Consider the following 24721-nt stretch of genomic DNA (forward strand, 5'->3'; position numbering starts at 1 on the left):
CGTGGCTATAACAAAAAAAGCTGTTGTCTGGAGTTATCCAGCAAACAGCCTTGCTGCCTTACACTTCTACAATTTTCGCCGCTTAGCCAAAACGTTCTGTTTTGTACCATTTGCTCTCGCGTTTCCGAATCTTGTCCATAATCAAGGAGTAGAATGCCTTGATCGAGATCAGGATGAACAGCTGTGCATACGTGAAGTAGGACACGCAGGCATAGATGAAATTACGGGTATTGCTCTGTCCAATATCTGCGGCAAGTGCCAAATTGATCTGCAACACGTAAATAAAGTACATGAGCGCCCAACCAATGACCAGGAACACATATGCATCGCCGGCAAACTGGAACGGTGAACTTACCTCTGGTTTAAATATGGCAATGACCTGATAGACCAGATTCACGAGAAATATAATATCCGATACAATAATCGCAAGCATAAACCAGAAATAACTGACGGCATAATAGATAACCAACAACTTGTTACGCCAACTGGAGCGGTTAAACAGGTTATGGATATTATCCAGTACCACCTGGTAGTTCCCCTTGGCCCATCGTTCGCGCTGCTTCATGTATACACTAAGCTGTTCCGGCTCCTGCTGATAGGCTTCCGCTTGCGGCGCCAGTGCCACAAACTGTCCGCGATTCAAAATCTCGAATGATAGTGCCGTATCTTCTGTAATGGCTGTCACATCCCAGCCGCCAATCTCCCGGATCAACTCGGTTTTGATAATGTAATTCGTTCCCGGGATGGAACCCAGCTGGAACAATTCCCACAGGCCCGTGTGATACACACGTTGCGATGTAATAATCTCCAGATTGATGCATTTGGAGAGGAAATTCTGCCCTCTGTTGCGTGCTTTGTTTCTGCCAAAAACCACGCCATATTGTTCAGGGTTCTCAAGCGATTTTTGGGTCAAAAACATTAATGAATTCCGTTCAGGTGCGGCATCTGCATCGAAGATACAGATCCAATCGCCCGTGGCAATTTCCAATCCGTCATTTAAAGCCCCGGACTTGCCACCTGTTCCTTTACGCTCCATTACTGTCACATTGCGATGCATATAACTAGTCTGACTGAGGAATGATCTCAGCTTCTCTGCGGTATCATCTGTACAGTTATCCGCTATAACGATGACCTGTACCTTGTCCTCCGGATAATTCAACCGCAGGATGTGCTCTACCGTCGCAACAATGACCAGACCCTCGTTGTGCGCAGGAACCATGACCGTAACGGTTGGATAATGGTCCATATCTTCAGGGATCTGAATCCCTTTTTTGTCCTGTTTATTAATAAAGCGAATTGCACCTGCCATAATAACAATCGACTCGAATACGGCAATCCAGATACTGAATATGGATAATATTAATATAAAATCAGCCACTTACCTTCCTCCGATCATACTTGCGAATAACTCTCGATCGAAAGCGAAGGGTTGCAATCGTTAACCAAATCGTAAATACCGCAAATATACCACTGACGGCGATACAGATCGGGATGAACCAGGACATATAGTCCACTGTGTATTCTCCTTCCCGTTATATATACTCTCCGATAAGATCGGTCTCTGTGTTTCGTTCTAGAGCTGCAATCACCGCATCAATATCATCGTATTTGCTGAATTGCTCCTTCTGAAATACCAGAGCACCGGAGCGTATCACTGTTTGCAGCTCATTTCCCTTTTTATCAATAATTTGAAGATCCATGATGGCTTTTTTGATCCGCTGTGTCAGAAGTGGAAGATATTCCACATTCACCATTGGACATATGATGACAAAACGCCCACGATCCACGAAAAATTTGTAATCCTCATACCGAATCTGCTTCTGGATCGTACCCGAGATTTCAAGCAGAAACTGTGCATACCGGACTGAACCGAGAGATTCCATCACCAATGGCAAGAATTCAATCTTGAACATGGCAATGCTGAATCCATACTTTTCGGAGTATCGACGCGCAAGGTTACTATGTTTGATTAACGTATCTGCCAGAGCTCCTTTATTCCCAAGCGAGGTATCCAGATCGATTTCAGGGTTACGATCCTGCATATCCTGGAGACGCTCCACTACACGCGCACTGCGCAGCAGACTTGCCTTGATGAACGCAGCCACGGCAACGTTGGCCGGGATGAGCAACCACCAAGAGAATACAAGCACATTTGCATCAGCGTAAGTAACAAGCCACACAAAATATGAGACCAGATATACAAACCCCGCCACGACGGATACGCCAACAGGCAGAAAAAGACCAAAAACCAAGGCACCCAGCGACACCATACTAAAAATCATATCCCCTGTAGTGTAGCTCTGATCCATGTACACTTTAAGATAAATCATCAGTTGCTGCATGAGGGCTAGTCCAATTAAAAGGGCATATCCCCACGCAATACGGCGAGTAGGTGCTTTATTCTTCATAGTTCCTTCTTTCCGTTGAATTTTTAGGACTCTTGTACAACCTCACTTCTTTTATATTGCAACAATTAATGACATGATTAGACAAAACTATGCTAACACATTCCAGAATTCATTAAATGACAAAATCATTACTTTTTAATGCTTTTCTGTAAATTAATTTCTCCCAACAAAGGAAACAGATTATCAAACAGATGTGTGTTACCGTCAAATACATATCCACCTGAATAACGAGAGTCCTGACTACGCAATGTAATCATATGGTTATACAGCTGTTTGGCCCACTTTGGATCACCTGAACGTACAGCCAGTAAGATGGCCAGGCCGTATACCGATGAAGATTCATACGAGACGGCAGGTGTGTGTGATTTTCGCTTATACTGTCCGGGCAGCTGATGCCGGGTGCTGAACTCCTTTTTCAAAAAAGAAATGAGCTTGTCCGGTTTGCGGTCGGTCACCGTTAGATGATTCGCCACGATTAACTGGTCGATCAGATTCACCGTATCATCATACGTATATTCTTTACGGACCACATCGTAGGTCTTCGGATAGAACAATTCATCCTCAGGCATCTTCATCAGTATTGCTTCGTATTTCGCGTAGGTTCCGGGCTCCACCACTTGATGTTTTTCCATCGTCTGAAGAGACGGGAGATCAACATAAACCAGGCTTAACGTATCTGTGGAATGACCACTCGCAAAATCGTGGAAATCCACCAAATATCCTCGCTGCTGAGCCGACTGTGTTAAGGCACGGGAAATGGCGGCTGCGGTCGTAAGCTTCGTCTCTCTCCCTTGCTCCCACTGATCTGCAGCCTGCAATAGGGCACCAATGATACGAAGATCATCGCCAAGTGCATTGGTCGTTACATGGGATTCACCTTTGGCATCCAGCTTCCAGGCTATATAAGGATCTGGCGGCGTGAGAAAATAGGTCTTCAATTGCTCGTAGCTCTGCTCAAACAATACCTGATTATCACTATCTACGGCATACTGCATCCACAAGCCAAGGGACTCGGACAATGCCTCTCTGCCTGCAACAGTATCTGCCTTCTCTGATGTTGCATCCTGCAAATACGTTGCCAGCGTACCGTTCGGGTTGGTCATATGATCTTCAATAAAAGAAACTGTCGGGGATACTCCATTCATCAGGAAGCGCTCCCTTAGTAACAATATGCTTGCCACTGTAACAGTAATCAGCAGCAACACCAGCCATGTTCGTTTTTTTCGGAATATCATCCTAACGCCATTCCTCCTGCTTGTGTACGACAAAGAAACAACAACGCCCCTGGTTGAGGATTTCAACCTATCTAAAGTGTGCACTTATTCTTCACTATCCATGTACGATCTTCGTCCACCCTTTTTGACAAATTTCCAGTCCACCTCGATATTATGGCGCATTCGACGGAGAAGCATGACCGCGGTCTCGATCTCTTCCTCGGTCAGACCATCCAGGGTCACCTGATCCGAATGCACACCTTCTTTTCGAATAAATTCCCATGCTTCAAGCCCAGCTTCGGTGGGATACAACACCTTATTCTTCTTATTACCCATTGCTGGCTGTTTAATAATGAATCCATCGGATTCGAGTTTGCTAATGGCTCTGGCCGCCGTTGTACGATCCACTTTGATCAGTTCAGCAAGCTGATTCGGAATGATGCCCGGATTCTCACAGATTCGATACAGATAGAGATATTGTCCACGGGACAGGTTCAGATGCTGAAACTCGACATTACTGATTGAATCCAGACAGCGGGCAATCATACCAATTTCACGCAGCACTTCTTTTTTCTCAGTCAACACGTTCACTCCCCTATAAAATTGTTGCATTCGCAACATAATTGATGGTATAACTACAGTTGAATTGGTTTCAATTTTAAACATATAGCTCAAACCGTATACATGGAACGAAAATCGTTCCACATTCCTGTTATGTACCAGTTTATCACGTCAGGATAACATTACGATCACCCAAAGGAGAAACATTCATGAATACAACCATTGTTGAAGTTAATAATCAGGAATTGCTCGATGCCTGCTTCGCCATCCGTACCGCTATTTTCGTCGAAGAACAAGGCGTGCCGGCAACGGATGAATTCGATGCTTATGATACATTAGACGCGGAGGCGCGCCACATTCTGCTCTACGTGGACGGTGTGCCTGCTGCTTCCTCCAGACTGCGCATTGTGGAACAGGTCGCCAAATTGGAACGGATCTGTGTCATGTTTGATTACCGCAAACACGGCCTGGGCCGCGTGCTGATCGACAAGCTGGAGCAGATGGCTGTTGCTGATGGTCTTGAGAAAGCAAAGCTGCACGCACAGGTACAAGCTTCCGGTTTCTACGAACGTCTCGGATATGCACCAGCGTCGGAAGTATTTATGGAAGACGGCATTCCCCATCTGTTAATGACCAAAAAACTTAAATAATGACACTCCAAAAAACGCCTCCGTCATCACTTCTCAGTGATATACAGAGGCGTTTTGCATTCAGGCAACACATTCATTCATTAGTGAATCAACAACGATAAATGGCACGTACAAAGTACAGGCACTAATTATAACAACCAAATATCCTAACTTAATTGCCAGATCCGAATTGTTTCTTATCCCAGTGCCAGACGGCCTGGCTCGGATTCGGCAGCGTTGTTCTTCATTTGTTTACTGCGCAACTGTCCGCAGGCAGCATCGATATCGGTACCGTGTTCCATACGTACAGTGGAGTTGATGTTGTTCTTTTTGAGCGTATCATAGAAGCCCAGAATTGATTCTTCTGTACTCCGTTGATACTGACTGTGCTCATCCACCGGGTTGTATGGGATCAGATTCACACTGACCATACTTCTGCGACTGGACAACAGTTCAGCGAGCTCCGCGGCATGCTCACGTTGATCGTTAACATCACGTAACAGGATGTACTCAAACATGATGCGTTTGTTCGTTGTAGCCAGATAATAATCCACCGCATCCATCAATTGCTCAATCGGGAAAGCCCGGTTGATCTTCATGATGTGTGTACGCAGTTCATTATTAGGTGCATGCAGAGAGATCGCCAGGTTGACCTGCAGACTGCTGTCTGCAAATTCCTTGATTTTGTCCGGAAGGCCGCTCGTGGATACAGTAATCCGTTTGGCGGCAAGTGCCAGCCCTTTGCGATCCTTGATGACTTCGATGAAATCACTCATGTGCTGGAAGTTATCGAATGGTTCACCAATACCCATTACTACCACGTTGGTTACCCGCTCTTCTTGACCCGCTGCATCCAGATGTCGCTGCACATGCATAATCTGCTCCACAATCTCTCCAGCTGTCAGGTCACGGCTCTTCTTGATCAGACCGCTCGCACAGAAGCTACAGCCAATATTACAGCCCACTTGTGTGGTCACACAGACAGTAAGTCCGTATTTTTGCCGCATCAATACCGTCTCAATCAGGTTGCCGTCCTGCATCCGAAGCAAAAATTTCACGGTACCATCTGCCGATTCCTGCTTCACATGTTCGCTCAGCGAGTTCATTGTGAAATGCTCAGAGAGAACGTCCAGACATTCCTGACGGACATCGGACATCGCGGGAAAATCGTGTACACGCTCTTGATATAACCATTCCCAGATCCGGGATGCACGGGATTTTTTCTGCCCATGCTCCGGTAGCCAGGAACGTAATTGCTCTAATGTTAATCCATATATGGATGATTTGTTCATTGTATAATCCTCTTTTCGCAAGAAAGCATATGGCTTATCGGTCCTACCCAAAAAACCTCTACTCCGTATTGTCCCAAAATTGACGAGGGAAAACAAGGGCTTTTGCATTTCTTCCAAGAGGTTTTATCCATGGTAAATCTGCACAACAGACCATATTTCACCCTATCGGGCCTTCACCATTAGAAGTGAATGATACCGGATGTGTGCAGTAGAACCAGCAGAACCAGGATCGGAGCTACGTAACGCAGCATGAACAGCCACACCCGGAACCATCCGGAACGCAGGCCGGAAGCTTCCGCAGCCGTTTTCCAGAAGTATCCGGCAAAAATCGTTACAAGCAGTCCACCGACAGGCAACAGGATGTTGGATGCTACAAAGTCCATCCAGTCGAACACACTCTTCGATCCAATCGTCCATTCAGGCAGCAAGCCAAGCGACAATACCGAAGGGAGTCCCACGATGAAGACCGCTAGTGAAATAACCCATACCGCACGACTGCGGCTCCAGGACAAACGTTCCATGAAATATTTCACCGGAACTTCCAGCAAGGATACTGCTGACGTCAAAGCTGCAATAGCCAGCAGGATGAAGAACAATCCGCCAAACAGGAATCCAAGAGGCATAGCTGAGAAGGCTGCCGGAAGAGCCACAAAGATCAGTGACGGTCCTTGGTCCGGTGCAATACCAAACGAGAATGTTGTTGGGAAGATGATCAGACCCGCAATGAATGCATAGATCAGGTCACCTGCACCAACGGCGACGGTTGCCGCACCGAGGGATTGATTTTTATCCACATACGAACCGTAGGTTACAAGAATACCCATCCCCAGTGACAGGGAGAAGAAGGCATGTCCAAGCGCAACCAGTGCGGATTCCGTTGTAAGCTGCGAGAAGTCCGGATTCAGGAAGAAGGAAACCCCAGCTCCTGCACCCGGCAATGTAACTGCACGAATCATCAGGATAATGAGCAGTACCAACATCGCTGGAATCAGAACTTTGTTGAATTTCTCGATTCCGTTGGATACCCCTTTGGCTACAATCCAGCCTGTAATTAGGACCGCGACCAGTTGCCATACAATCGGCATATAGCCACCTATGAAGGAGTCGAACTGTCCGGCATAATCCGGATTGTTAAACAATGTTCCACTGAATGACGTAATTGCATATTGCAGGGTCCAGCCTGCAATAATGACATAAAAGGACAGGATGATAAACGGCGTCAATACTTGCAACAAACCGGCTGCGAGCCAACCTTTATGTCCACCTGCTTTGATAAAAGCCGTAGCTGCACTACCCCTGCCACTGCGACCAATCGCAAGTTCAGCGAGAAGAACTGGCAAACCAATCAGCAGCAAACAGACGATGAAGAGCAGGAAAAACGCAGCCCCTCCGTTCTCACCCGTAATGTACGGGAATTTCCACATGTTGCCCAGACCAACCGAACTACCAATGGCCGCCAGGATAAATCCAGCTTGGGAGAAACGTTCTCCTTTGCCAGCGTTGTCTTGATCTAGATTAGGCTTACTAAAATTCATCGTATCTACTCCATCACTTTAAAGTTTTCCCGTAATTATATACTACTCACCTTGTCAGGTCATTCGAAATTCGAAATTTGTCGAAATGTTATTTTTTTACATATAATACACACAGAAATCTTTATCTCATAAGTTCCTTAAACACAGTATGTGATAAAGTCCGTTAGTCCAACCGTATGAAGTTTCAACAAATCCATATTCCCAACCGTTCAAAGCCCAATAGAATTAAAAAGAGGTGTCCCCTCAGCCACTTGGATGACTGGGAGCACCTCTCTTTTTAAATTACACTTTAATTTGAAGTAACTCGTACTTGATAACGCCCATCGGAGCATTGACATGAATGACACTGCCCACTTCTTTGCCCATTATCTCTTTGCCCAGCGGGCTCTCGTACGAAATTTTATTATTCGCAACATCCGCCTCGGCAGGGCCAACCACTTTATATTCAATCTTCTCGGCGAACTCAATGTCATTAAGCAACACCGTCGATCCAATGCTCACTTTGTTGGAGTCTATATTGTCTGAAGAGATGACTCTTGCTTTTGTCAGCATCTTCTCCAAGATCAAAATTCGGGTCTCCATAAAGGCCTGATCATCTTTGGCTGAATGATACTCACTATTTTCCTTCAGGTCACCGTAACTGATCGCGAGTTTCAGACGAGCTGCCAATTCCTTACGCTTCACCGTCTTCAAATCCTTCAGTTCGTCCTCCAGCTTTTCCAAGCCTTCCTGTGTCAAAATCACTTCATCATTAGCCATTTTTCCATCTCCTAATCCTGCTATCTATCTATATTCTAACCTATATCCACTCCAAAGGGTTAGCATACCCCGGAAAAAGAAATAGCCCAACCATATATTGTATTTCAATGAAATCAGAACCATGTCCATCTCTTGAGATGAATTTCAAGACTTTGTTCAATAATTGTACCGTTACAATTGACTCAATTGATTATGTTGTTTTCATCCGTTCACTTTTACAATGAACTCAGGGCAGCAGAAGTTTATAAAGATTTGGGCTGCAGCCCACTATATGACGTGAGGTGATCTGTATGAATGAACTATTGAATACAGCTGAAATACAGGCCTATCTGAAACGGATCGGCATAGATGATATAAAGGAACCTACACTGGAATTCTTATTTGAACTCCAGCGAGCACATGTACAATATCTATCCTGGCAAACGGTCGATATTTTTGCAGGTCGTCCTGCGGGAATCAGTCTTCCAGATTCAACTCAGCTTATATTACAGGGACGCAGCGGCTACTGCTTTCATCTAAATGGTGCATTTAGTGTTCTTCTCCGATCACTGGGTTATACGGTTGATTGGCATCGCGGTGGAGTACAGCCTCATGGGGAACAACCCCGTGTGAACTCATTCCATCTCGGTCTGTCTGTGCTTCTGCCGGATGCTGACCCGACAGTTGAACGCTGGATTGTAGATGTAGGTCTCGGCGGAATGCCCTTTGAACCTCTGCCACTTCGTTATGGAACCTATGGTTCAGCTCCGTTCACGTACCAATTGATGCCATCATCTGTTGTGGCGGGGGGATGGCGGCTTGAGTACGAGCCGAATGGGCCAAGTGAAGGTGTGGACTATGCTCCTGAAGCAATTACCAGCCTGGAAGAGTTCATTCCCAAACATGAATTCTACAGTCGGGCGGCCGAATCACCTTGGCATAACGCATTTTTGCTTCGTCAGCGAGATGAGATCCGCAGTCATGAACTACGTGGATGTATGCTTCGAACACATGATATCGAAGGAATCCGGAAAACGGAGATCCAGAGCTATACCGAATGGCGTAACGTATTAACTGAAATATTCCATGAACCATTGGTGAACTACAGCGAACTGGAATGCCAGGACATGTGGGAACGAGTTCAGGCTGCGCATACGGAATGGAAACGAGTACAGGAAGCATGAAGAGGAAGATGCAGAACCTGAGGCCTTAACATGAAAAGCGAGACAACCGGCTTGCTTATTAGGGGCATCCGTATAGTGATGATTTGGGAGGAAGAGTTGAGGGGTCGTTCCATATAAAGGAAAGTTACTGAACAGCGCCGAATACGTATTCAGGTGATAAATGATGATAACTATTCGTGTGCTCCAAATTCCAGAAGTATTGCCCGAGGCGTACTGGGACCACTTTTTGTCGCAAGTTTCTGCCGAGCGACGTGCTCAGGCTTCGCGTTTTTTGCGTCAGGCTGACGCGTATCGCTCCGTGCTGGGAGAGATATTGACTCGTGTGACTTTGAGCAAGTTGACTGGACTGAGACCTGCTGAGCTTTCTTTTACCCATAACTCCTATGGCAAACCTTCGCTCATTCACCATTCGGATGTACAATTCAACGTCTCCCATTCTGGTGATTGGATTGCGCTGATCTCTGGCAGTACAGATGAACTGGGCGTGGATGTGGAAAAAATAGCTCCAATTGACATGCAGATTGCTGAGCGTTTCTTCTCTCCTAAGGAGAGCCAGTTCTTGGCTGCCGAGCCTGACGACCGGCGGCTGGAGACCTTCTACCGTCTATGGACGCTGAAGGAAAGTTATATCAAGGCAGTCGGTATGGGCTTGTCCATACCGCTGGACTCCTTCGCCATCCTACCTAATGAACGGAAGGAATGGCATTGCAAACAGGCCGGGACATATCTCTTTCTCAGTCAGCGACTGGATGATGGACATATGCTTGCAGCGTGTTCAGCCGGGGGAGAGCTACCGAGCCAGCCCGAAATCACCACCTTGGAGGATCTGTATAAAGAGTTAGTATAGAGTGGTGCTGGGCCTCAACGAGTTTGGATCAGCTGAGTTTTGTAAGAGGTTAACATCGAACATGCCCTGGCTAATGTTAATCAAAAAAGCTAACGACGTGAGTATCACGCGTTAGCTTTTTAGCTTTAAATCCACACTCCGTTTACGTCTCTGACGTATGGATAGGACTAGTCCCGGCTCCGCAATTTTCCAAGCAGACGGATGATCTCAATGTACAGCCATACCAGCGTCACCATCAATCCAAATGCACCGTACCACTCCATGTACTTGGGTGCCCCACGTTCAGCACCACCCTCGATGAAGTCGAAATCAAGGACCAGATTGAGGGCAGCCACAATGACGATAACGACCGAAATACCAATGCCGATCAAGCTGTTATCATGCAGATAAGGAATCGAAATTCCGAAGAAACTCAGTACAAAGCTCAGCAGATACATGATCATGATACCGCCGGTTGCAGCCACTACCCCAAGCTTGAAGTTCTCCGTAGCTTTGATCAATCTGGTTTTGTATGCCACCAGCAGAGCGATGAATACAGCCATGGTCAACAGGGCCGCCTGCAAGGTAATTCCGTTATACAGTGACTCATAGGTTGCTGAGAGTGCGCCCAGGAATAGCCCTTCTGCCACAGCATAGACCGGTACCAGATAAGGTGCCGCTACGGGTTTGAACGAAATCACAAGTGCCAGAATGAAACCAACAATTAATCCGCCATAAGCAAGCGGCATTACTTGTTGTCCGTTAAAGAACATCATCCAGGTTGCAAATGCACTGCCCAGTAGAATCACAAGCGTAATAAACGCTTTGTTCACCGTGCCGTTGATCGTCATGTAATTCTGATACCGATCTTCTCCATATCCTCTGTTTTCAAACGTGCTGTCTTTAAGTGTAGGGTTACCGCTACGACCGATCAACACAATCACCTCTTCATATGTATTTGGTATATCTGTGATACTAAGTTTGGGTTACTACGTTTCAAATTCTACAAGCTACTCCCTCAAAAAGATCGGGAGGCACCAGAAGGAATCGGATGCAATCCTTCGATTACATCCTTACCTACTGGCGCAACACTTAGGACATATGTCCCAGACATTGCATGTTCATGTGCTTTTTAAGCGTCTTATTTGTACAAGACTTTATCTACATTGTATTTCGCACGCATCGTGTTGATGATATACGTCTCATAAATTTCACGATCTACCGGATCTTCAACCAGGCATACTTCAATCTTCGTTACTTCTTCGCGGTGATTCTTAATTGGTGATACCGTGTCTTCAAAATGCTTTTTGATACGTGGTCTTAATTTACGTGCTTTCCCGACAAACAACAGCTCTCCAGCGGCATTGTAAAACATGAAAATCCCGCCCAGTTCCCGGGTAATCAGGTGAAAATCAGTGAATCCATAAATGTGGCTAAGCTGTGGATCAACCTGCTTGGTAATGGTTACATCCGGTGTTGGCACGGTAATATTAATCAATAGGCTCACTTCCTCATTATCTATAGGTTTACATCCTATCACATATTATAAAGGGACACCATTTCAATCTATATGAAGTACAATTCACGCAATTTTCGCTATTACGACAAATATTTCAAAAAAAAGGTTAACTTCCCTGATTCAAAGTGGTACTATAGGGGTATGAGGAAGAAATTGGGCACTGAGACATACGTCTTTATATCTACCTCCGTCTATTGTACCCTATGATTGAAACTCTTTTTCATGCTGAATTCTGTTAAGTGATCACAACAAGAGTACAGTTAGCAAGAACCTTAGCTTATAGATTGTAGATTCATCATCTAATCGACCCTTGCAGCAAGCAAACGTAGAAAGACCTAGATTCATGATTTCACTGTAGATTTTAAGTATCACCTAGAAAGCCTGCAATTATAGTCGTACTGAAGTTAATAGACACACGTAGAAGGTCAGATAGCTATCGATCCTAGAGAGACTAGTCATGTAATGCAACTGTAGAGTTATAGCAGCAGTACTATAGAAAATGGATCAAGTTTCACCACCAGGCCCCGGCATACTGCCAGGGCTTTTTTGCGTTTGTGCGTACAACCAACCACATGCTCAGGGAAACAGAGGTATCGTGGTTCTTTCTGCTGGGTTTATAATATGGCAAGATACCAATAGAGGGAGTGATGGGATGTATTCCGATCTGCAACTGACGGAGGACCGCCCTGTATATATACAAGTCAAAGATTATATGAAGCGATTGATGCTCAAAGGCGGCCTGCAAGCCAAACAAAAGCTGCCCTCGACCCGTGAACTCAGTACACTCATGAAGGTTAGTCGCAGCACGGTCCTGCTCGCTTATGCCGAGCTTGAAGATGAAGGTCTGATCTATGCAGTCAAAGGCAAGGGCAATTACGTCATTGCCTCCATCGAAACACCTGAGGCAGCAGCGAACTGGGAACTGGACTGGACGACAGAGGTAAGCGAGTATGCCATTCAGGCAGAGCAGTACGATCTGATGAAGCATGGCTCCGGTGCAGAGCGCGGTGAGATCTCATTTACCAGCATAGCACCGGATGAAAAGCTGTTTGATCTGCACAACGTAAAGCGGGCTTTTCTGGATCGCATGTCACTTGAAGGCGAAGTACTGTTGAATTACGGATATGCGCAAGGATACAGACCGCTGATGAACTATTTACTACGATATATGGAGAACAAAGGGGTCGACCTCCGTGGCAAGGACATCCTGATTACTAACGGATTCACGGAAGGTTTCGATCTGGTGCTTGGAGCGTTGCGCAAAAAAAGCGGAAAAGCGCTCTGTGAGAATCCAACGCACCACACGGCGATTAAAAATCTAAAATTACACCAGTTTCAACTGACCGGTGTGAATATGGAGCCGGATGGCCTGGACTTGAAACAACTGGAACATGAACTCGAGGCAAGTCCATATGATCTGGCGTATCTCGTGCCATCCTATCACAATCCAACCGGGATTGTGACGTCCCCTGCAAAACGGGTAGAGATCATCCGGTTGATGAACAAGTATCAGGTACCCATCATTGAGGATGGATTCAACGAAGAATTACGCTATTCCGGTTCCCACGTATCTCCCCTGATTGCCAGCATGGGCAAAGGCAATGGACTGGTGTATCTGGGCAGCTTCTCCAAAGTCCTGTTCCCAGGCCTGCGGGTAGGTTGGATTATTGCGGATGCGGCGCTGATTGATTATCTGGAGAGTATGAAACGGGCACGCAGCATCCATACCTCCACGCTGGACCAATCGTTATTGTATCAATATCTGAGCAACGGTAATTTCGAGAAATATTTGAAGCGTGCTCGCACAGAGTATAAGCGAAAATATGAATTGGTTGTGCGTTGCCTGAAGCAGCATCTGCCAATGTGCCGGATTTCCGGTGCGGGTGGTCTGCATCTGTTCGTGCAGTTCCCGTCCGAATACAGAACCCGTGAACTGCTGGCTGCCTGTAAAGTGAAAGGTGTAACGTTCACACCGGGGGATACCTTTTATCTGGAACATGGTCAGGGTGTAAACACGATGCGTCTGGGTTTCTCCAGAGTCAGCGATGAGAATATACGTAAAGGCATTCGTATCATTGGCGAGACAGTAGCTCACATGAGATAAGGAGGATTTCACATGAAAGTTGGCGTGATTATGGGCGGTACATCTTCAGAGCGGGATATTTCCCTGCTCACCGGACAGGAGATGATTGCAAACCTGAATAGAGACAAATACGAGGTTGTACCCATTGAGCTGAATACCAAACGCGATCTAATCGACAAGTCAGCGGGGATCGATGTGGCACTGCTTGCCCTGCATGGCAAATACGGCGAAGACGGTACGGTTCAAGGCACACTGGAATCGCTGGGTATTCCCTACACAGGATGTGGTGTGCTGGCAAGCAGTGTATGCATGGATAAAGACATGTCCAAACAACTCATGCAGCATGCAGGTGTGCTTACCGGAGAATGGCTGCGGGTGAGCCACATGGAGGAACTATCCTCTATTGCTGTTCAACAATTAACGTACCCCGTGGTGGTCAAACCGAATTCAGGCGGTTCAAGTATCGGTACCCAAGTGGTTAAGGAGGCATCCACCCTCCCCGCCGCTGTAGAGGCTGCCCTCGTCTGGGATGATACGGTGATGATTGAACAGTATATCGAGGGTGAGGAGATCACCTGTGCCATTCTGGATGGTAAGATGCTGCCGGTGATCTCCATCCGTTCAAACGCTGCGTTTTTCGACTATGCTTCCAAATACGATGACCACGGGGCCGATGAGCAGGTTGTAAAATTGCCTTTAGACCTTCACAATCGCGTCGAAGCAGCGGCCTTAGCCTGTTATCAGGTGCTCAAATGCAGTGTCTACGCTCGTGTGGATATGATGATTCGGGAAGGCATGCCGTATGTGCTTGAAGTGAACACGCTGCCGGGTCTTACCCGTAACAGTTTGCTGCCCAAAAGTGCAGCAGCTGCAGGCATTTCTTTTGCAGAGCTGCTGGATACCATTATTGAACTTTCATTGAAGGAAAGACCCAAGGAGGATACAACATTATGAGCCTGGATGTGACGATTAGACATAGTTCCACTACCGATCTGCAGGATATGGTCATTCTGATGGACCAACTCGGTTACCCAACCACATACGCGGAGATGGAGGAGCGTTATGCCCATATCTCTGCGGACCCAAACTTTACTACACTCGTTGCTGAAGCACGAGGCCGCGTAGTTGGACTGATCGGATTACAGACGTCTTATCTATATGAAAAGAACGGAAGACACTGCCGTATCTTGGCATTGGTTGTACACGACCAGTTCAGGGGCTCAGGCATCGGCCGTCAGCTTATTCTTGAAGCTGAGCAATGGGCAGCCACGCATAACGTGGATTCCTTGTCTCTGAACAGTGGCAATCGTCCAGAACGTGAAGCTGCACATGAATTCTATCGCCAGATGGGCTTTATAGCCGGGAGTACCGGGTTTAGCAAAAAGCCACAAATTCTACAGCACACTTAACCTGCGGGATACGTGATACGCCCCCTTGAATATCAAAACAAAAAAAGAACGCCCCAATCCGCACATTGGCGAAAAAGGGCGTTCTTCAGTATATATCTATGCTGCATCGATGTGCTGTTGATGATTATGGGATCAATATTTGGCTGACTGCGCACCATCAATCGGAATAATGGCTCCATTGATGAATGGTGCTTCGCCGGACAGCAATAAGGCAACGAGGCGCCTTTCAGGACTTCATAGCTTTATAGGCTGCAAGTAATTTCTCTACTTCTACTCCGTTGATCTTCATCCCGTTCACTTGACACTCTTCCAACTGAACCCCAGATAGATCGCAATCGATAAAACGACTTCCCCCAAGATCACAATGCACCCACTGCATGGGTACACGGTCAGATCCAAGGTGTGTGTCCTGGAATTGAACGCCATCCAAAGCACAGAATTCAATCTTGCTGTCGGTTAGGCGTAAATCAGCTAGCAATATATTGGTCATATTTAGATTGGTAAATTTGCTTCCACTTAAGTTGCAGTCGGTTATCCGACTATTGGTCAGATTACTGGTGCTGTAACGAACCGAGTCCAGATTAGCTTGAACATATTCAACCACTGACTCACCCGAGTCCTTGGCTAATGTCTCATCACATGTTGGATCAAAAGAATCAACGGACATGTTCTTCTCATATACAAACTCATCCTCAGATGCATAGATACAAACATATCCCATTTTTTCGTAAAAATGATGATTATCCAACTGCCGACCTGAGGTCTCCAACTTCCAGATTTCAATCTGCGGAAATTCAGCCTCAATAAACCTCATGACTTGAGTTCCCACACCACGGCCCTGGAATACGGGATCAATATAGATCTTATCGATCCTGGCATGTTTTCGTCCAAGCACGTTAACACTCACTCCGCCAATAGCGCATCCATCTGATTCTACAACATAATAATCCCATTCACGGATCACGTAACGATGCATGCGAACTGACGAATAATCAGGCGGGCATAGATTGCTATCGATATCCTTCTCATTATCCGCCCAGACTTTTATGACATGATCAAAAGCACGAGTGCAAATCTCTGTAAGTACAACAGCATCTTCCTGCTGTGCTCGTCGTAAGCGAATTTCAGAATGTATCTGCTTCGGTTCCACTGGTTCGGTCTTTACTTTGAGCAGTTCAAAATAATCGTAGCACTCCTTGTCCATAAGCATTCTGCGAGAGATATAACGAAAACCCGCATGCTCCAGAACTTTGCGTGACGGCTGATTGGAGGGCTTCACAATGCCCACAATTCGATCCAGCAAGGTATGCTCAAATAAATATGCTGTTAGGGCTCGAACTGCCTCTGTAATGTATCCTTTATTCCGGTAATCCCGGGAGATGGCGTAAGCCACCTCGCGATCAGCCCGATCCAGCATGTCATTTGAAAATACGCCACACCAACCGATGATACGCTGATCTTCATTGTGTACAACGGCAAGCAGGATGCGTACATCTTCCGGGTTGAACTGTTCGTAACTGCCAACGACAAATTGTAAGAATTCGCGCAACTGCTCCTCGGTCATCTTCCAATCTGGCAGGACATCTGTGATTTCAGGTTGTTGGGTTAATGCATACACGGCAGCCTGATCTTCAAGCATAAATGGACGCAACGTAATGGAGTTTGAATGGATGAATAATTGACTTTTCATATATAACACCTCTGGGGATTTATTTAGGATGACACAACAAAGAGGAGCACCTCCAATAGAGGCACTCCCCGATCCGTTTCATCATTTCAGAAACGCCGAAGCTCCTCGTAATGGGTCAAAAGGACACACGTATCCCGTTCATGATCAAACGGAATTTTTGCGGTGTTCTTTTCACGATCATTACGAGAAATCTGGCATACTCTGAAATCCCCTCTCATACTAAGGCTTACTTACAACGTCTCACTTAAGGACGGTCAATGTAAATCCAGCCTGTTTCTTGTTCCTTATCTACAGTAGCTCCAAGGGATTCAGCCACAAAGCGCAGCGGCACATACGTCTTGCCGTCCTTGCCTACATAAGCGGATTCCACCATGGTTACTTCTTTACCAGCAACGGTTGCCTTCTTGGAACCTACGGTCAGGACAATCTCATCACCAGTGATGTCGTCAATGACAACGATTTGGTTCGAGCCTTTGGTCCATTTCACTTCAGCATCCAATTCTTCAGACACGTAGCGAAGCGGAACAAATGTTGTGTTCTTAACAGTGATCGCCCCAGCGTATTCATCATCCGGGAAGAGCACTACACTTTTACTCGTGATCCCAGCTTCATCTTTCAGCAATTGGTATGCCAGTGAATTGGAATCAAAATTGCGCAGCATCTGTCCAGGCGTAATATCATCCTTCATCAGATCCATAACACCGCGGGATACATCCACTTCATCAACTGCAACTGTGCCACCGATATTCCACTGTTCACTGTTTCCACTCACGGTTACAGCGTTCACCGGCAGATCTTCGGAAGCTGGCAGCGCTACTTTCAGTTCAAAGTTTTGCTTGCGAATATCCAGCTTGCTGTCGAGATAAAAATCCATTTTCAGTTTGGTTTCTGTGCCAAATACCGTTTTGAATTCAGGGGTATCATTCAACAGGTTGGTCAGCTCCTGATCATAATTGACCAGCATAGTGTCCAGTCCCACTTTGATCATGGCATACAGTGAGGCCACGGCTTCATCTTTCGATTCAGGAACGATCGAATTCAGCGTGTCGTCTCCCCCACCTTCTACCTCATTCACTGCTTCCAGTACAGGGTAGAACACATCGTACAGATCGCCAATCAGGTCTTTCAGTCCTTGCTCATCCTTCGAAATACTCGTCAGGAACGGTTTAACCATGGCAAGCATCTCTTCACCACTAACTTCCAGATGCAGCTTGGAGAGGCTAAGTGCTTCGCCATTCACGGATTCCTGTACCGGTGTAACGGAGATGTTCTTCGGATTGGACAGATGCTTCAGGACAAAAGAGAACAGTTTCGGGGAAAGTTCCTCGAGTTGTTTCTCCAGAGCCTTCGTATCTACCATTGGAAGCGCCTGTGCATCCTGGAACGTATCCAGAGACATGTACAGCGGTTTCTGGGCTCCGTCCAGATCAATGACCAATTGGGACTCATTCATGGACAGGTGGAAAGGTAACTTCGTTCCCTCCATGCTCAGTGTACCTTTGATCGATGCTGTCTTCGCATCTTTCATTTTGGCTTGATCAATATCCAGGGATATGGAATTAATGAGTTCGATCATTTCAAGGTCTTTTTCTGTAGCAAATTCCTTAGCCGGTTCTATGTTTATATTCATGGATTGTCTGGATTCACCGGACTTGATACTCGCGCCATTGGCCATTGCTTTGCCAACGTCTACTCCACCCACAGCCTGACATCCTGTAAGAACAACCATTAAAAGTACTAGTGGCACTGCCATCCATTGGACTAACTTCCGATTCGTAATATGAACTCCTCCTTAGAAAAATATGGTTCATTTCCATTATGAAGGTATAGGTAATTCTTGTAAACGGATACGCAAAAAAATAAACCAAAAGGCCGGAACATGTCCGACCTCTGGTCTATCTATATTTCAGCATATCGTATGTTTCGATAAAACATCCTGCTTCATTATGCAATGCTGGGAGTTATTCTTGCTCCTGATCTTCTGCGAGTTTCTCATCCCTTTCTTCATCTTCCGCAGTTGCGGGAGTCTCGAATTGATCCGGCTCGTCCTCTTGAATCGCTTTGTTCTCTTCGTTCTGATCCTGTGTCATATCGCATTCCCTCTCTTCTACCGGATTGTCATGTCATCAAGGCCTGAGCCTTGTGTCTATCAATAACCCGAATAGGCACAGTTCAAACCTGCCCCAGTGTCGGCCATAGAATTCCCCTCATAATTTTAGTGCTCATTTAGAAAACATAAAAGATGATCCCGTTCCCACTTGCAGCCGTGGCCTGAAACAAGGCCTGAATATCATCCACGGTCTGAACAATCTCCTGAAATGTCTCTTCCGCGTCCCAATCTTCCATGACAGGATAGACACCTTCAGCGATCATTTGGTCCAGATTATACCGCTCCTTTAATTCTTCCGGTGTGAGCTGCTCCAATGCCATATAGGCTTCCAGCACCTGCTCGTTACTAAGCAAAAATAGATCCATATCCGAATAGTTTCCCACGTATTGCTCACCTGCGAGAGGCACCACATATCCCAGGGGAGGCTCCCCTTCTACCAAGTTACCGTTCAGCGTGAACTGCAGCATCTGCCACGTTTTATCGATATCCAGATCCACTGCACAATCATGCACACTGATCTCACCTGACTTGATGGATTCAACTAGCTCCTTTGTTACCACAAGATATCTGCCGGACATTCCCATACCGCTACCCCTCCTGTGTAATTCCTTCTATTGTTCCCCATTAACCGTGCTTGTTGATTCAGAATCGGGGTAATCCCTATCAAGGAGGGTGTATACATGAAAAAATTTGATTACAGTCTCAATTATGATGAGTTGGATCTGCGCAAACATCCTGAGTTGTACACCGTAGGCCGGGGCGAGCAGGGTGTTCTGATGGTAGAGCCGTACAAAGGCGAGATTCTGCCACACTGGCGATTCAAAACACCCGAGATTGCGACAGAGTCATCGGAGAAGATCTATGAGCTATTTTTGGAGTATAAGAAAAAGGGAGATTTCGTGGGTATGGATATGGCTCGCAAATTTCTCCAGATGGGCTATACACGGGCCAGACGGTATACAAATCACAAAGGAGGACGCAAATACTCAAAGGAGGATGGCTCGATCCTGCCCTATCAGAATGATAAGGTGAAGGCAGAAGCCGCGGCAATATTCAAAGCACAATGGGAGATTGCGAAGACGGATCCAGACTATGTGAAAATGAAGAAGGAGCATCGGGAAAAGTACGAGTCTGATGAGGCGTAGGATCAATGGTGAAAAGATTGACTTATGGAAACATTTGTCTCAGAATCGATCTTATTACTGTACATTTTCAACCACTATATTGGAGAAGAGAGGCGCATCCAATTATGACAGATTCGTTCATTCACTTAAACACAGGCCAGAATATCAGTATCAACGAATCCACCCAACTTCAGGTAACCATTCAATGTACATCATCTCCTTCTCCCTTGGATGTTAGCTGCTTTATGGTGAACGAAGAGGGAAAAGTCCCATCCGACGACTATTTTGTTTTCTATAATCAGAAGGCCGATCCCCATCAAAGTGTGCTTTTGCAACAGGCAGAGGAACTGAAATCCTCTTTTGTACTGGATACAAATCAATTACAGCAGGCCCCTGTGGAAAAATGTGTGTTTACGGCTACTCTGGATGCGGGAGGCACCTTCGCCGATGTTCAGGCGTGTCAGGCGATTGTACAAGCGGGTTCCCAGCAGATCACCTATGAGATCACACAGGTCACTGCGGAAACAGCACTTATTCTCATTGAAATCTATAAGTATCGTGACGGGTTCAAAGTTCGTGCGATTGGGCGAGGTTTCTTTGGTGGATTGCAGCCGCTGGCGGAGTCATTCGGTGTTGAAATTGAGAGTAACGACACCTCGGAAGCCGAACAGGTTCTTCTCACCGCACAAGCTGAAGTAGCAGCGACCTCTTCAGAAGTCTTGGTACCTGTTGCTGCACCAAACACGAATCATGCACCGCTGAACCTGACCAAGATCGATCTCCTTAAGCGTAAAGTAACCCTGTCTCTGCAAAAGAAAAAGATCGAACCTATACAGGCACGTGTTGCCGTTGTATTTGATGCATCAGGCTCCATGTACCATCTGTATCGCAAAGGCATCGTGCAAGAAGCCTTCGAGCGTATCCTGGCGATTGCATCAGCGTTTGATGATAACGGAGAGTTGGACGTCTGGTTCTTCGCCAAAGACTTCTTGCGTGCACCTAGCGTCACCGCCAGGGACTTCGAGAATTATATTGAACGCACATATACGCTGGGAAGCAAAGGCGGTACCAATAACGAACCTCCTGTGATGCAGGATGTCATTCGCAAATATACGATCGAGGAACCCGATGTGAAGATGCCAACGTATATTATCTTTTTTAGCGATGGCGGGGTCAGTCAAAAAGGGAAAATCATGCGGCTTATTACCGAAAGCTCAACCAAAAATCTGTTCTGGCAATTTGTTGGCCTAGGCCAAGCCAATTACGGTATTCTCGAGAAACTCGATGACATGACAGGACGTTTCATCGATAATGCTGACTTTTTTGCTCTCGACGATATCTCCAAGATCAGCGATGAAGAATTGTACGATCGTCTCCTCACTGAATTTCCAGGTTGGATAAAGGAAGCTCGGGCCAAAGGTATTTTGGCCTAAAGCTTTTACTCTATACCCCTAATCAGGCTTGTACTTTTTCTGCTTTACCATCCTTGGAACGTGGACGGAGCATACTTCCTACGATTCGCAACATCAACTTGCGTGGCACGAGACGGGTGAACTGCGCTGTCCAGTAATTACCGGCCCCCGGCACAGCATAAGGTTTGCCTGACTCGAGTGCTCTCATGGCCACCGCCACGACATGCTCAGGTGTATCACGTTTACCCACCGAGGCTTCATCAGCGCCCACCACATCAAAGAACGAAGTCTCGGTTGAGCCTGGGCATAATGCCAAAAACTGAACGCCACGCTTCCTGTTTTCTTCATATAACGCCTCTGTAAAAGAAAGTACAAATGCCTTCGTTGCTCCATACACAGCCATATACGGATCAGGTTGAAAGGCAGCCGTAGACGATACATTAATGACAGCACCATTACGCTTCTGTAACATGCCTGGCAAGAAAAGATGCGTCATGTTTGTCAAGGCGAGCACGTTTAACATAATCTCGTCCTGTTGCCTTGAACCATCCACCTGTTCAAATAATCCATGGGTAGCAAATCCCGCATTGTTGATCAGCATATCGATGTGTATTCCCCGATTCTGACATTCCTCATATACCCTCTGAGGTGCATCGACTTGAGATAAATCCGATACGATTACCTCAGCCCTTACTTGATATGCACGTTCTATACGTTCTGCCAATTGATTCAGTTTGGATTCTGTTCTGGCCACCAGCACAATATTTTTACCCTTGGAAGCCATTTCGAGTGCAAAAACTTCCCCAATACCTGAAGAGGCACCTGTAATAAGTACCCATTGACGCTGTTCCTTTATCATCTCTCATCCATCCCCTATGCATAATTCGAACACTTGTTTTCACTTGGAAACATTGTTTCTTTATAGAATCATCGTAACCAAAATTCATGACGCTGTCAAATACATTTGTTAAATTTGAATCTAGAACGGGTTCTTACTTATTAAATTCGGATTAAATTGACGTCATCCGGCGTAAAACAGTAGAATGACCATAAAAGGAAACGTAGTTTCTGTTCAACAACAATACGGTTACGAGGATGAAATCAATGAAGGATCTTAATTCAGGTTCCACAGAATCTGCACATACGGTAACAACCTTTCAGGAAGCCAGACTCCAGCACTCGGATAATCTGCGGCAAAATATTGTGCATGCTGCTGCTGCTTTACTGCAAGAGCATGGACCGGAAGCAGTCACGGTACGCCGTGTAGCTGAGCGCATGGAGTGCTCCACCAAAATCATATATAACCTCTTCGGCAAAAAAGAAGGGTTAGCCAAACATCTGTATTTAGAGGGATGCTCCCTCATGGCCCAGCGTTTTGAAGCTATGCCCCGGCAGGCATCGTTCGAACAATATTTCCGTGATCTGGCCCATGTCTATTGGGACTTCGGCATTTCTCAATCCAGCTTCTATCAGCTGATGTTTGGAGGATCTTTTTCCGAATTCAAACCAGATGGAGAGACCTTACAGGGAACAGCAACTGCTCTGAAGCAAGTATCTGCTTTGGTGGAGATCGCCATTGAACAGGGAATGCTTCAGGTGCAGGATCCCCTGCTTGCGGTACGAATGATCTGGGCTCCCTTACACGGTGTTATTCATCTGTACCTGGGAGGCCATATTGAGAGCGAAGAAGCTGCCAAAACTCTCTATGATCATACGTTGTCTATGGTTATACACTCCCTTGTAAGTACATCTGCGAATGGATAAGCATTAAATCTGTGCTGTTTTAGATACTTTTAGAAGATAAACGAAAAAAGGAGCAGACCCATTGGCGTAATACGCCTAGGGCATGCTCCTTTATTTGGTTGACTTTATCTAATTCCGTAACGGTTTCAGTCAATTAACGGGCCTCTTCGTTCTAAGCTTCCCAACGTGCAATTTCTTTACGCACGATTGGAGCGACTTCTTTCCCAAGCAGTTCGATCGCTCTCATGACCTCGTTGTGCGGCATGGTTCCGAGTGGGGTGTGTAACATGAAGCGTGTAATCCCGACTTCTTTGCGCAGGTAAATAATTTTCTGAGCTACAGTATCCACATCACCTACATACAATGCACCTTCCAGACTGCGCGCCGCATCAAATGTCGCACGACTGTAGTGTCCCCAGCCACGTTCACGGCCCAGTATGTTCATGACGGCTTGAGCTGGCGGGAAGAATTTCTCCACAGCTTCGTCAGTTGTATCGGCAATGAAGCCGTGAGAGTGAGAAGCAACGGTCAGCTTGGAAGCATCATGTCCCGCATGTGCAGCTGCTTTCTTGTACAGCTCCACCAGTGGTGCGAATTGCACCGGACGACCACCGATAATAGCAAGCACCAGCGGCAAACCGAGTAATCCTGCACGAACTACGGATTCCTGATTACCGCCACTGCCAATCCATACCGGAAGTTTTTCCTGTACCGGGCGCGGGTAGATGCCCAGATTGTTAAAGGAAGGACGGTGTTTGCCTTCCCAGGTAACTTTTTCAGAATCACGCAGCTTGAGCAGCAAATCCAATTTCTCATCAAATAACTCATCGTAGTCGTTCAGATCGTAGCCGAACAACGGGAAGGATTCGATAAATGATCCACGCCCTGCCATAATCTCTGCACGTCCGTTCGAAATGCCGTCCAGTGTCGCGAAATCTTGGTATACCCGTACCGGATCATGCGATGACAGCACCGTTACCGCACTCGTCAAGCGAATATTCTTGGTCTGTGAAGCTGCTGCCGCCAGAATGACAGCTGGTGATGAAGCGGCGTAGTCAGCACGATGATGTTCTCCCACGCCATATACATCAAGACCCACCTGATCTGCCAAAACAATCTCTTCAACAACATCCCGAATACGCTGCGCATGACTGATAAGTTCTCCTGTTTTTACATCCGGGTTTGTCTCCACAAATGTACTAATTCCGATTTCCATTGTCTGTTCCTCCCTGGTATGAAGCGAT

25 protein-coding genes are annotated in these 24721 nt (G+C 46.3%); 9 read left to right on the plus strand and 16 right to left on the minus strand.

The features are described from left to right. Positions 1-82: 82 nt before the first annotated feature. The 5 genes from ACETMN_RS32255 to ACETMN_RS32275 all read right to left on the minus strand — a co-directional run bounded on the left by ACETMN_RS32255 (position 83) and on the right by ACETMN_RS32275 (position 4168). A complete protein-coding gene (locus ACETMN_RS32255; protein WP_091012428.1) occupies positions 83-1378 on the minus strand; it encodes a glycosyltransferase family 2 protein in 1296 nt (431 codons plus the stop codon). Further along, a complete protein-coding gene (locus ACETMN_RS32260) occupies positions 1371-1514 on the minus strand; it encodes a hypothetical protein (RefSeq protein ID WP_181155516.1) in 144 nt (47 codons plus the stop codon). Before ACETMN_RS32260 ends, ACETMN_RS32255 begins: the two co-directional genes overlap by 8 nt. An 18-nt stretch (positions 1515-1532) precedes the next feature. After that, entirely contained in the window at positions 1533-2408 is an 876-nt protein-coding gene (locus ACETMN_RS32265; protein WP_411735570.1) for a diguanylate cyclase domain-containing protein, read from the minus strand. 128 nt (positions 2409-2536) lie between these two features. Beyond that, positions 2537-3643 carry a glycosyl hydrolase family 8 gene (locus ACETMN_RS32270; RefSeq protein ID WP_105600462.1) on the minus strand — a complete coding sequence of 369 codons (1107 nt, stop codon included), beginning with the start codon at positions 3641-3643 and terminating at the stop codon, positions 2537-2539. A gap of 84 nt (positions 3644-3727) precedes the next feature. Next, on the minus strand, positions 3728-4168 hold the full coding sequence (locus ACETMN_RS32275; protein ID WP_411736452.1) for a MarR family winged helix-turn-helix transcriptional regulator: 441 nt from the start codon (positions 4166-4168) through the stop codon (positions 3728-3730). Positions 4169-4392: 224 nt separating this feature from the next. On the opposite strand from ACETMN_RS32275, the gene ACETMN_RS32280 reads away from it, so the two are divergent. Beyond that, entirely contained in the window at positions 4393-4833 is a 441-nt protein-coding gene (locus ACETMN_RS32280) for a GNAT family N-acetyltransferase (RefSeq protein ID WP_091012423.1), read from the plus strand. A gap of 176 nt (positions 4834-5009) precedes the next feature. Here ACETMN_RS32280 and rlmN read toward each other — a convergent pair whose 3' ends face one another. The 3 genes from rlmN to greA all read right to left on the minus strand — a co-directional run bounded on the left by rlmN (position 5010) and on the right by greA (position 8398). Beyond that, positions 5010-6104, minus strand: a complete 1095-nt coding sequence (gene rlmN / locus ACETMN_RS32285) for a 23S rRNA (adenine(2503)-C(2))-methyltransferase RlmN (RefSeq protein WP_091012421.1) — start codon at positions 6102-6104, stop codon at positions 5010-5012. A gap of 179 nt (positions 6105-6283) precedes the next feature. Then, a complete protein-coding gene (locus tag ACETMN_RS32290; RefSeq protein ID WP_076329216.1) occupies positions 6284-7639 on the minus strand; it encodes a sodium-dependent transporter in 1356 nt (451 codons plus the stop codon). Between the two features lie 282 nt (positions 7640-7921). Then, positions 7922-8398 carry a transcription elongation factor GreA gene (gene greA / locus ACETMN_RS32295; protein WP_047840913.1) on the minus strand — a complete coding sequence of 159 codons (477 nt, stop codon included), beginning with the start codon at positions 8396-8398 and terminating at the stop codon, positions 7922-7924. A gap of 290 nt (positions 8399-8688) precedes the next feature. Between greA and ACETMN_RS32300 the strand changes: the two genes are divergently transcribed. Both ACETMN_RS32300 and ACETMN_RS32305 read left to right on the plus strand, forming a co-directional pair. After that, the gene (locus ACETMN_RS32300) at positions 8689-9561 is read left to right on the plus strand and encodes an arylamine N-acetyltransferase family protein (RefSeq protein ID WP_091012419.1); all 873 of its coding nucleotides are present in this window, start codon (positions 8689-8691) and stop codon (positions 9559-9561) included. A 163-nt stretch (positions 9562-9724) separates the two neighbouring features. Then, positions 9725-10408 (plus strand): 4'-phosphopantetheinyl transferase family protein, encoded by a 684-nt coding sequence (locus tag ACETMN_RS32305; RefSeq protein ID WP_411735571.1) that lies wholly within the window; start codon positions 9725-9727, stop codon positions 10406-10408. A gap of 167 nt (positions 10409-10575) precedes the next feature. Here ACETMN_RS32305 and ACETMN_RS32310 read toward each other — a convergent pair whose 3' ends face one another. Next, on the minus strand, positions 10576-11322 hold the full coding sequence (locus ACETMN_RS32310; protein ID WP_091012415.1) for a Bax inhibitor-1/YccA family membrane protein: 747 nt from the start codon (positions 11320-11322) through the stop codon (positions 10576-10578). Positions 11323-11528: 206 nt separating this feature from the next. Beyond that, positions 11529-11885, minus strand: coding sequence for a nucleotide excision repair endonuclease (locus ACETMN_RS32315; protein ID WP_076213814.1), 357 nt, complete (start codon positions 11883-11885; stop codon positions 11529-11531). A 673-nt stretch (positions 11886-12558) separates the two neighbouring features. On the opposite strand from ACETMN_RS32315, the gene ACETMN_RS32320 reads away from it, so the two are divergent. The 3 genes from ACETMN_RS32320 to ACETMN_RS32330 are packed head-to-tail and all read left to right on the plus strand — an operon-like array spanning position 12559 to position 15398. Beyond that, a complete protein-coding gene (locus ACETMN_RS32320; RefSeq protein WP_411735572.1) occupies positions 12559-14010 on the plus strand; it encodes a PLP-dependent aminotransferase family protein in 1452 nt (483 codons plus the stop codon). 12 nt (positions 14011-14022) lie between these two features. Continuing rightward, positions 14023-14943, plus strand: a complete 921-nt coding sequence (locus ACETMN_RS32325; protein ID WP_091012412.1) for a D-alanine--D-alanine ligase — start codon at positions 14023-14025, stop codon at positions 14941-14943. After that, the gene (locus ACETMN_RS32330) at positions 14940-15398 is read left to right on the plus strand and encodes an N-acetyltransferase family protein (RefSeq protein ID WP_411735573.1); all 459 of its coding nucleotides are present in this window, start codon (positions 14940-14942) and stop codon (positions 15396-15398) included. The genes ACETMN_RS32325 and ACETMN_RS32330 overlap by 4 nt, the downstream gene beginning before the upstream one ends. Positions 15399-15624: 226 nt before the next feature. Here ACETMN_RS32330 and ACETMN_RS32335 read toward each other — a convergent pair whose 3' ends face one another. The 4 genes from ACETMN_RS32335 to ACETMN_RS32350 all read right to left on the minus strand — a co-directional run bounded on the left by ACETMN_RS32335 (position 15625) and on the right by ACETMN_RS32350 (position 19782). Beyond that, the gene (locus ACETMN_RS32335) at positions 15625-17088 is read right to left on the minus strand and encodes a GNAT family N-acetyltransferase (RefSeq protein ID WP_091012410.1); all 1464 of its coding nucleotides are present in this window, start codon (positions 17086-17088) and stop codon (positions 15625-15627) included. 244 nt (positions 17089-17332) lie between these two features. Then, positions 17333-18841 carry a copper amine oxidase N-terminal domain-containing protein gene (locus ACETMN_RS32340; RefSeq protein WP_091012409.1) on the minus strand — a complete coding sequence of 503 codons (1509 nt, stop codon included), beginning with the start codon at positions 18839-18841 and terminating at the stop codon, positions 17333-17335. 208 nt (positions 18842-19049) lie between these two features. Next, positions 19050-19178: a hypothetical protein gene (locus ACETMN_RS32345; protein ID WP_411735574.1), complete on the minus strand. Its 129-nt coding sequence runs from the start codon at positions 19176-19178 to the stop codon at positions 19050-19052. A 136-nt stretch (positions 19179-19314) separates the two neighbouring features. Further along, positions 19315-19782, minus strand: coding sequence for a YfbM family protein (locus ACETMN_RS32350; protein WP_091012407.1), 468 nt, complete (start codon positions 19780-19782; stop codon positions 19315-19317). A gap of 96 nt (positions 19783-19878) precedes the next feature. On the opposite strand from ACETMN_RS32350, the gene ACETMN_RS32355 reads away from it, so the two are divergent. Beyond that, entirely contained in the window at positions 19879-20343 is a 465-nt protein-coding gene (locus ACETMN_RS32355; protein ID WP_047840920.1) for a DUF4385 domain-containing protein, read from the plus strand. Between the two features lie 104 nt (positions 20344-20447). Continuing rightward, positions 20448-21755, plus strand: coding sequence for a VWA domain-containing protein (locus ACETMN_RS32360; RefSeq protein ID WP_091012406.1), 1308 nt, complete (start codon positions 20448-20450; stop codon positions 21753-21755). A gap of 22 nt (positions 21756-21777) precedes the next feature. Here the strand turns inward: ACETMN_RS32360 and ACETMN_RS32365 are convergent, their stop codons facing one another. Beyond that, a complete protein-coding gene (locus tag ACETMN_RS32365; RefSeq protein ID WP_091012404.1) occupies positions 21778-22593 on the minus strand; it encodes an SDR family NAD(P)-dependent oxidoreductase in 816 nt (271 codons plus the stop codon). Positions 22594-22838: 245 nt separating this feature from the next. Between ACETMN_RS32365 and ACETMN_RS32370 the strand changes: the two genes are divergently transcribed. Further along, complete coding sequence (locus ACETMN_RS32370) at positions 22839-23498, plus strand: TetR/AcrR family transcriptional regulator (RefSeq protein WP_091012402.1); 660 nt, start codon at positions 22839-22841, stop codon at positions 23496-23498. A 151-nt stretch (positions 23499-23649) separates the two neighbouring features. On the opposite strand, the gene ACETMN_RS32375 is transcribed toward ACETMN_RS32370, so the two are convergent. Next, on the minus strand, positions 23650-24693 hold the full coding sequence (locus ACETMN_RS32375; RefSeq protein ID WP_091012401.1) for an LLM class flavin-dependent oxidoreductase: 1044 nt from the start codon (positions 24691-24693) through the stop codon (positions 23650-23652). Positions 24694-24721 lie beyond the last annotated feature (28 nt).

It is taken from the genome of Paenibacillus sp. M2 (assembly GCF_046713495.1).
Classification (GTDB): domain Bacteria; phylum Bacillota; class Bacilli; order Paenibacillales; family Paenibacillaceae; genus Paenibacillus; species Paenibacillus amylolyticus_B.

Coding starts and splice junctions, on each gene's coding strand:
- ACETMN_RS32270 (WP_105600462.1), bottom strand. CDS start 3,643: ATGATATTCCGAAAAAAACGAACATGGCTGGTGTTGCTGCTGATTACT.
- ACETMN_RS32375 (WP_091012401.1), bottom strand. CDS start 24,693: ATGGAAATCGGAATTAGTACATTTGTGGAGACAAACCCGGATGTAAAA.
- ACETMN_RS32360 (WP_091012406.1), top strand. CDS start 20,448: ATGACAGATTCGTTCATTCACTTAAACACAGGCCAGAATATCAGTATC.
- ACETMN_RS32325 (WP_091012412.1), top strand. CDS start 14,023: ATGAAAGTTGGCGTGATTATGGGCGGTACATCTTCAGAGCGGGATATT.
- ACETMN_RS32370 (WP_091012402.1), top strand. CDS start 22,839: ATGAAGGATCTTAATTCAGGTTCCACAGAATCTGCACATACGGTAACA.
- ACETMN_RS32345 (WP_411735574.1), bottom strand. CDS start 19,178: ATGACACAGGATCAGAACGAAGAGAACAAAGCGATTCAAGAGGACGAG.
- ACETMN_RS32350 (WP_091012407.1), bottom strand. CDS start 19,782: ATGGGAATGTCCGGCAGATATCTTGTGGTAACAAAGGAGCTAGTTGAA.
- ACETMN_RS32305 (WP_411735571.1), top strand. CDS start 9,725: ATGATAACTATTCGTGTGCTCCAAATTCCAGAAGTATTGCCCGAGGCG.
- ACETMN_RS32355 (WP_047840920.1), top strand. CDS start 19,879: ATGAAAAAATTTGATTACAGTCTCAATTATGATGAGTTGGATCTGCGC.
- ACETMN_RS32280 (WP_091012423.1), top strand. CDS start 4,393: ATGAATACAACCATTGTTGAAGTTAATAATCAGGAATTGCTCGATGCC.
- ACETMN_RS32330 (WP_411735573.1), top strand. CDS start 14,940: ATGAGCCTGGATGTGACGATTAGACATAGTTCCACTACCGATCTGCAG.
- rlmN (WP_091012421.1), bottom strand. CDS start 6,104: ATGAACAAATCATCCATATATGGATTAACATTAGAGCAATTACGTTCC.
- ACETMN_RS32320 (WP_411735572.1), top strand. CDS start 12,559: ATGTATTCCGATCTGCAACTGACGGAGGACCGCCCTGTATATATACAA.
- ACETMN_RS32340 (WP_091012409.1), bottom strand. CDS start 18,841: ATGGCAGTGCCACTAGTACTTTTAATGGTTGTTCTTACAGGATGTCAG.
- ACETMN_RS32265 (WP_411735570.1), bottom strand. CDS start 2,408: ATGAAGAATAAAGCACCTACTCGCCGTATTGCGTGGGGATATGCCCTT.
- ACETMN_RS32275 (WP_411736452.1), bottom strand. CDS start 4,168: ATGATTGCCCGCTGTCTGGATTCAATCAGTAATGTCGAGTTTCAGCAT.
- ACETMN_RS32365 (WP_091012404.1), bottom strand. CDS start 22,593: ATGATAAAGGAACAGCGTCAATGGGTACTTATTACAGGTGCCTCTTCA.
- ACETMN_RS32300 (WP_091012419.1), top strand. CDS start 8,689: ATGAATGAACTATTGAATACAGCTGAAATACAGGCCTATCTGAAACGG.
- greA (WP_047840913.1), bottom strand. CDS start 8,398: ATGGCTAATGATGAAGTGATTTTGACACAGGAAGGCTTGGAAAAGCTG.
- ACETMN_RS32335 (WP_091012410.1), bottom strand. CDS start 17,088: ATGAAAAGTCAATTATTCATCCATTCAAACTCCATTACGTTGCGTCCA.
- ACETMN_RS32290 (WP_076329216.1), bottom strand. CDS start 7,639: ATGAATTTTAGTAAGCCTAATCTAGATCAAGACAACGCTGGCAAAGGA.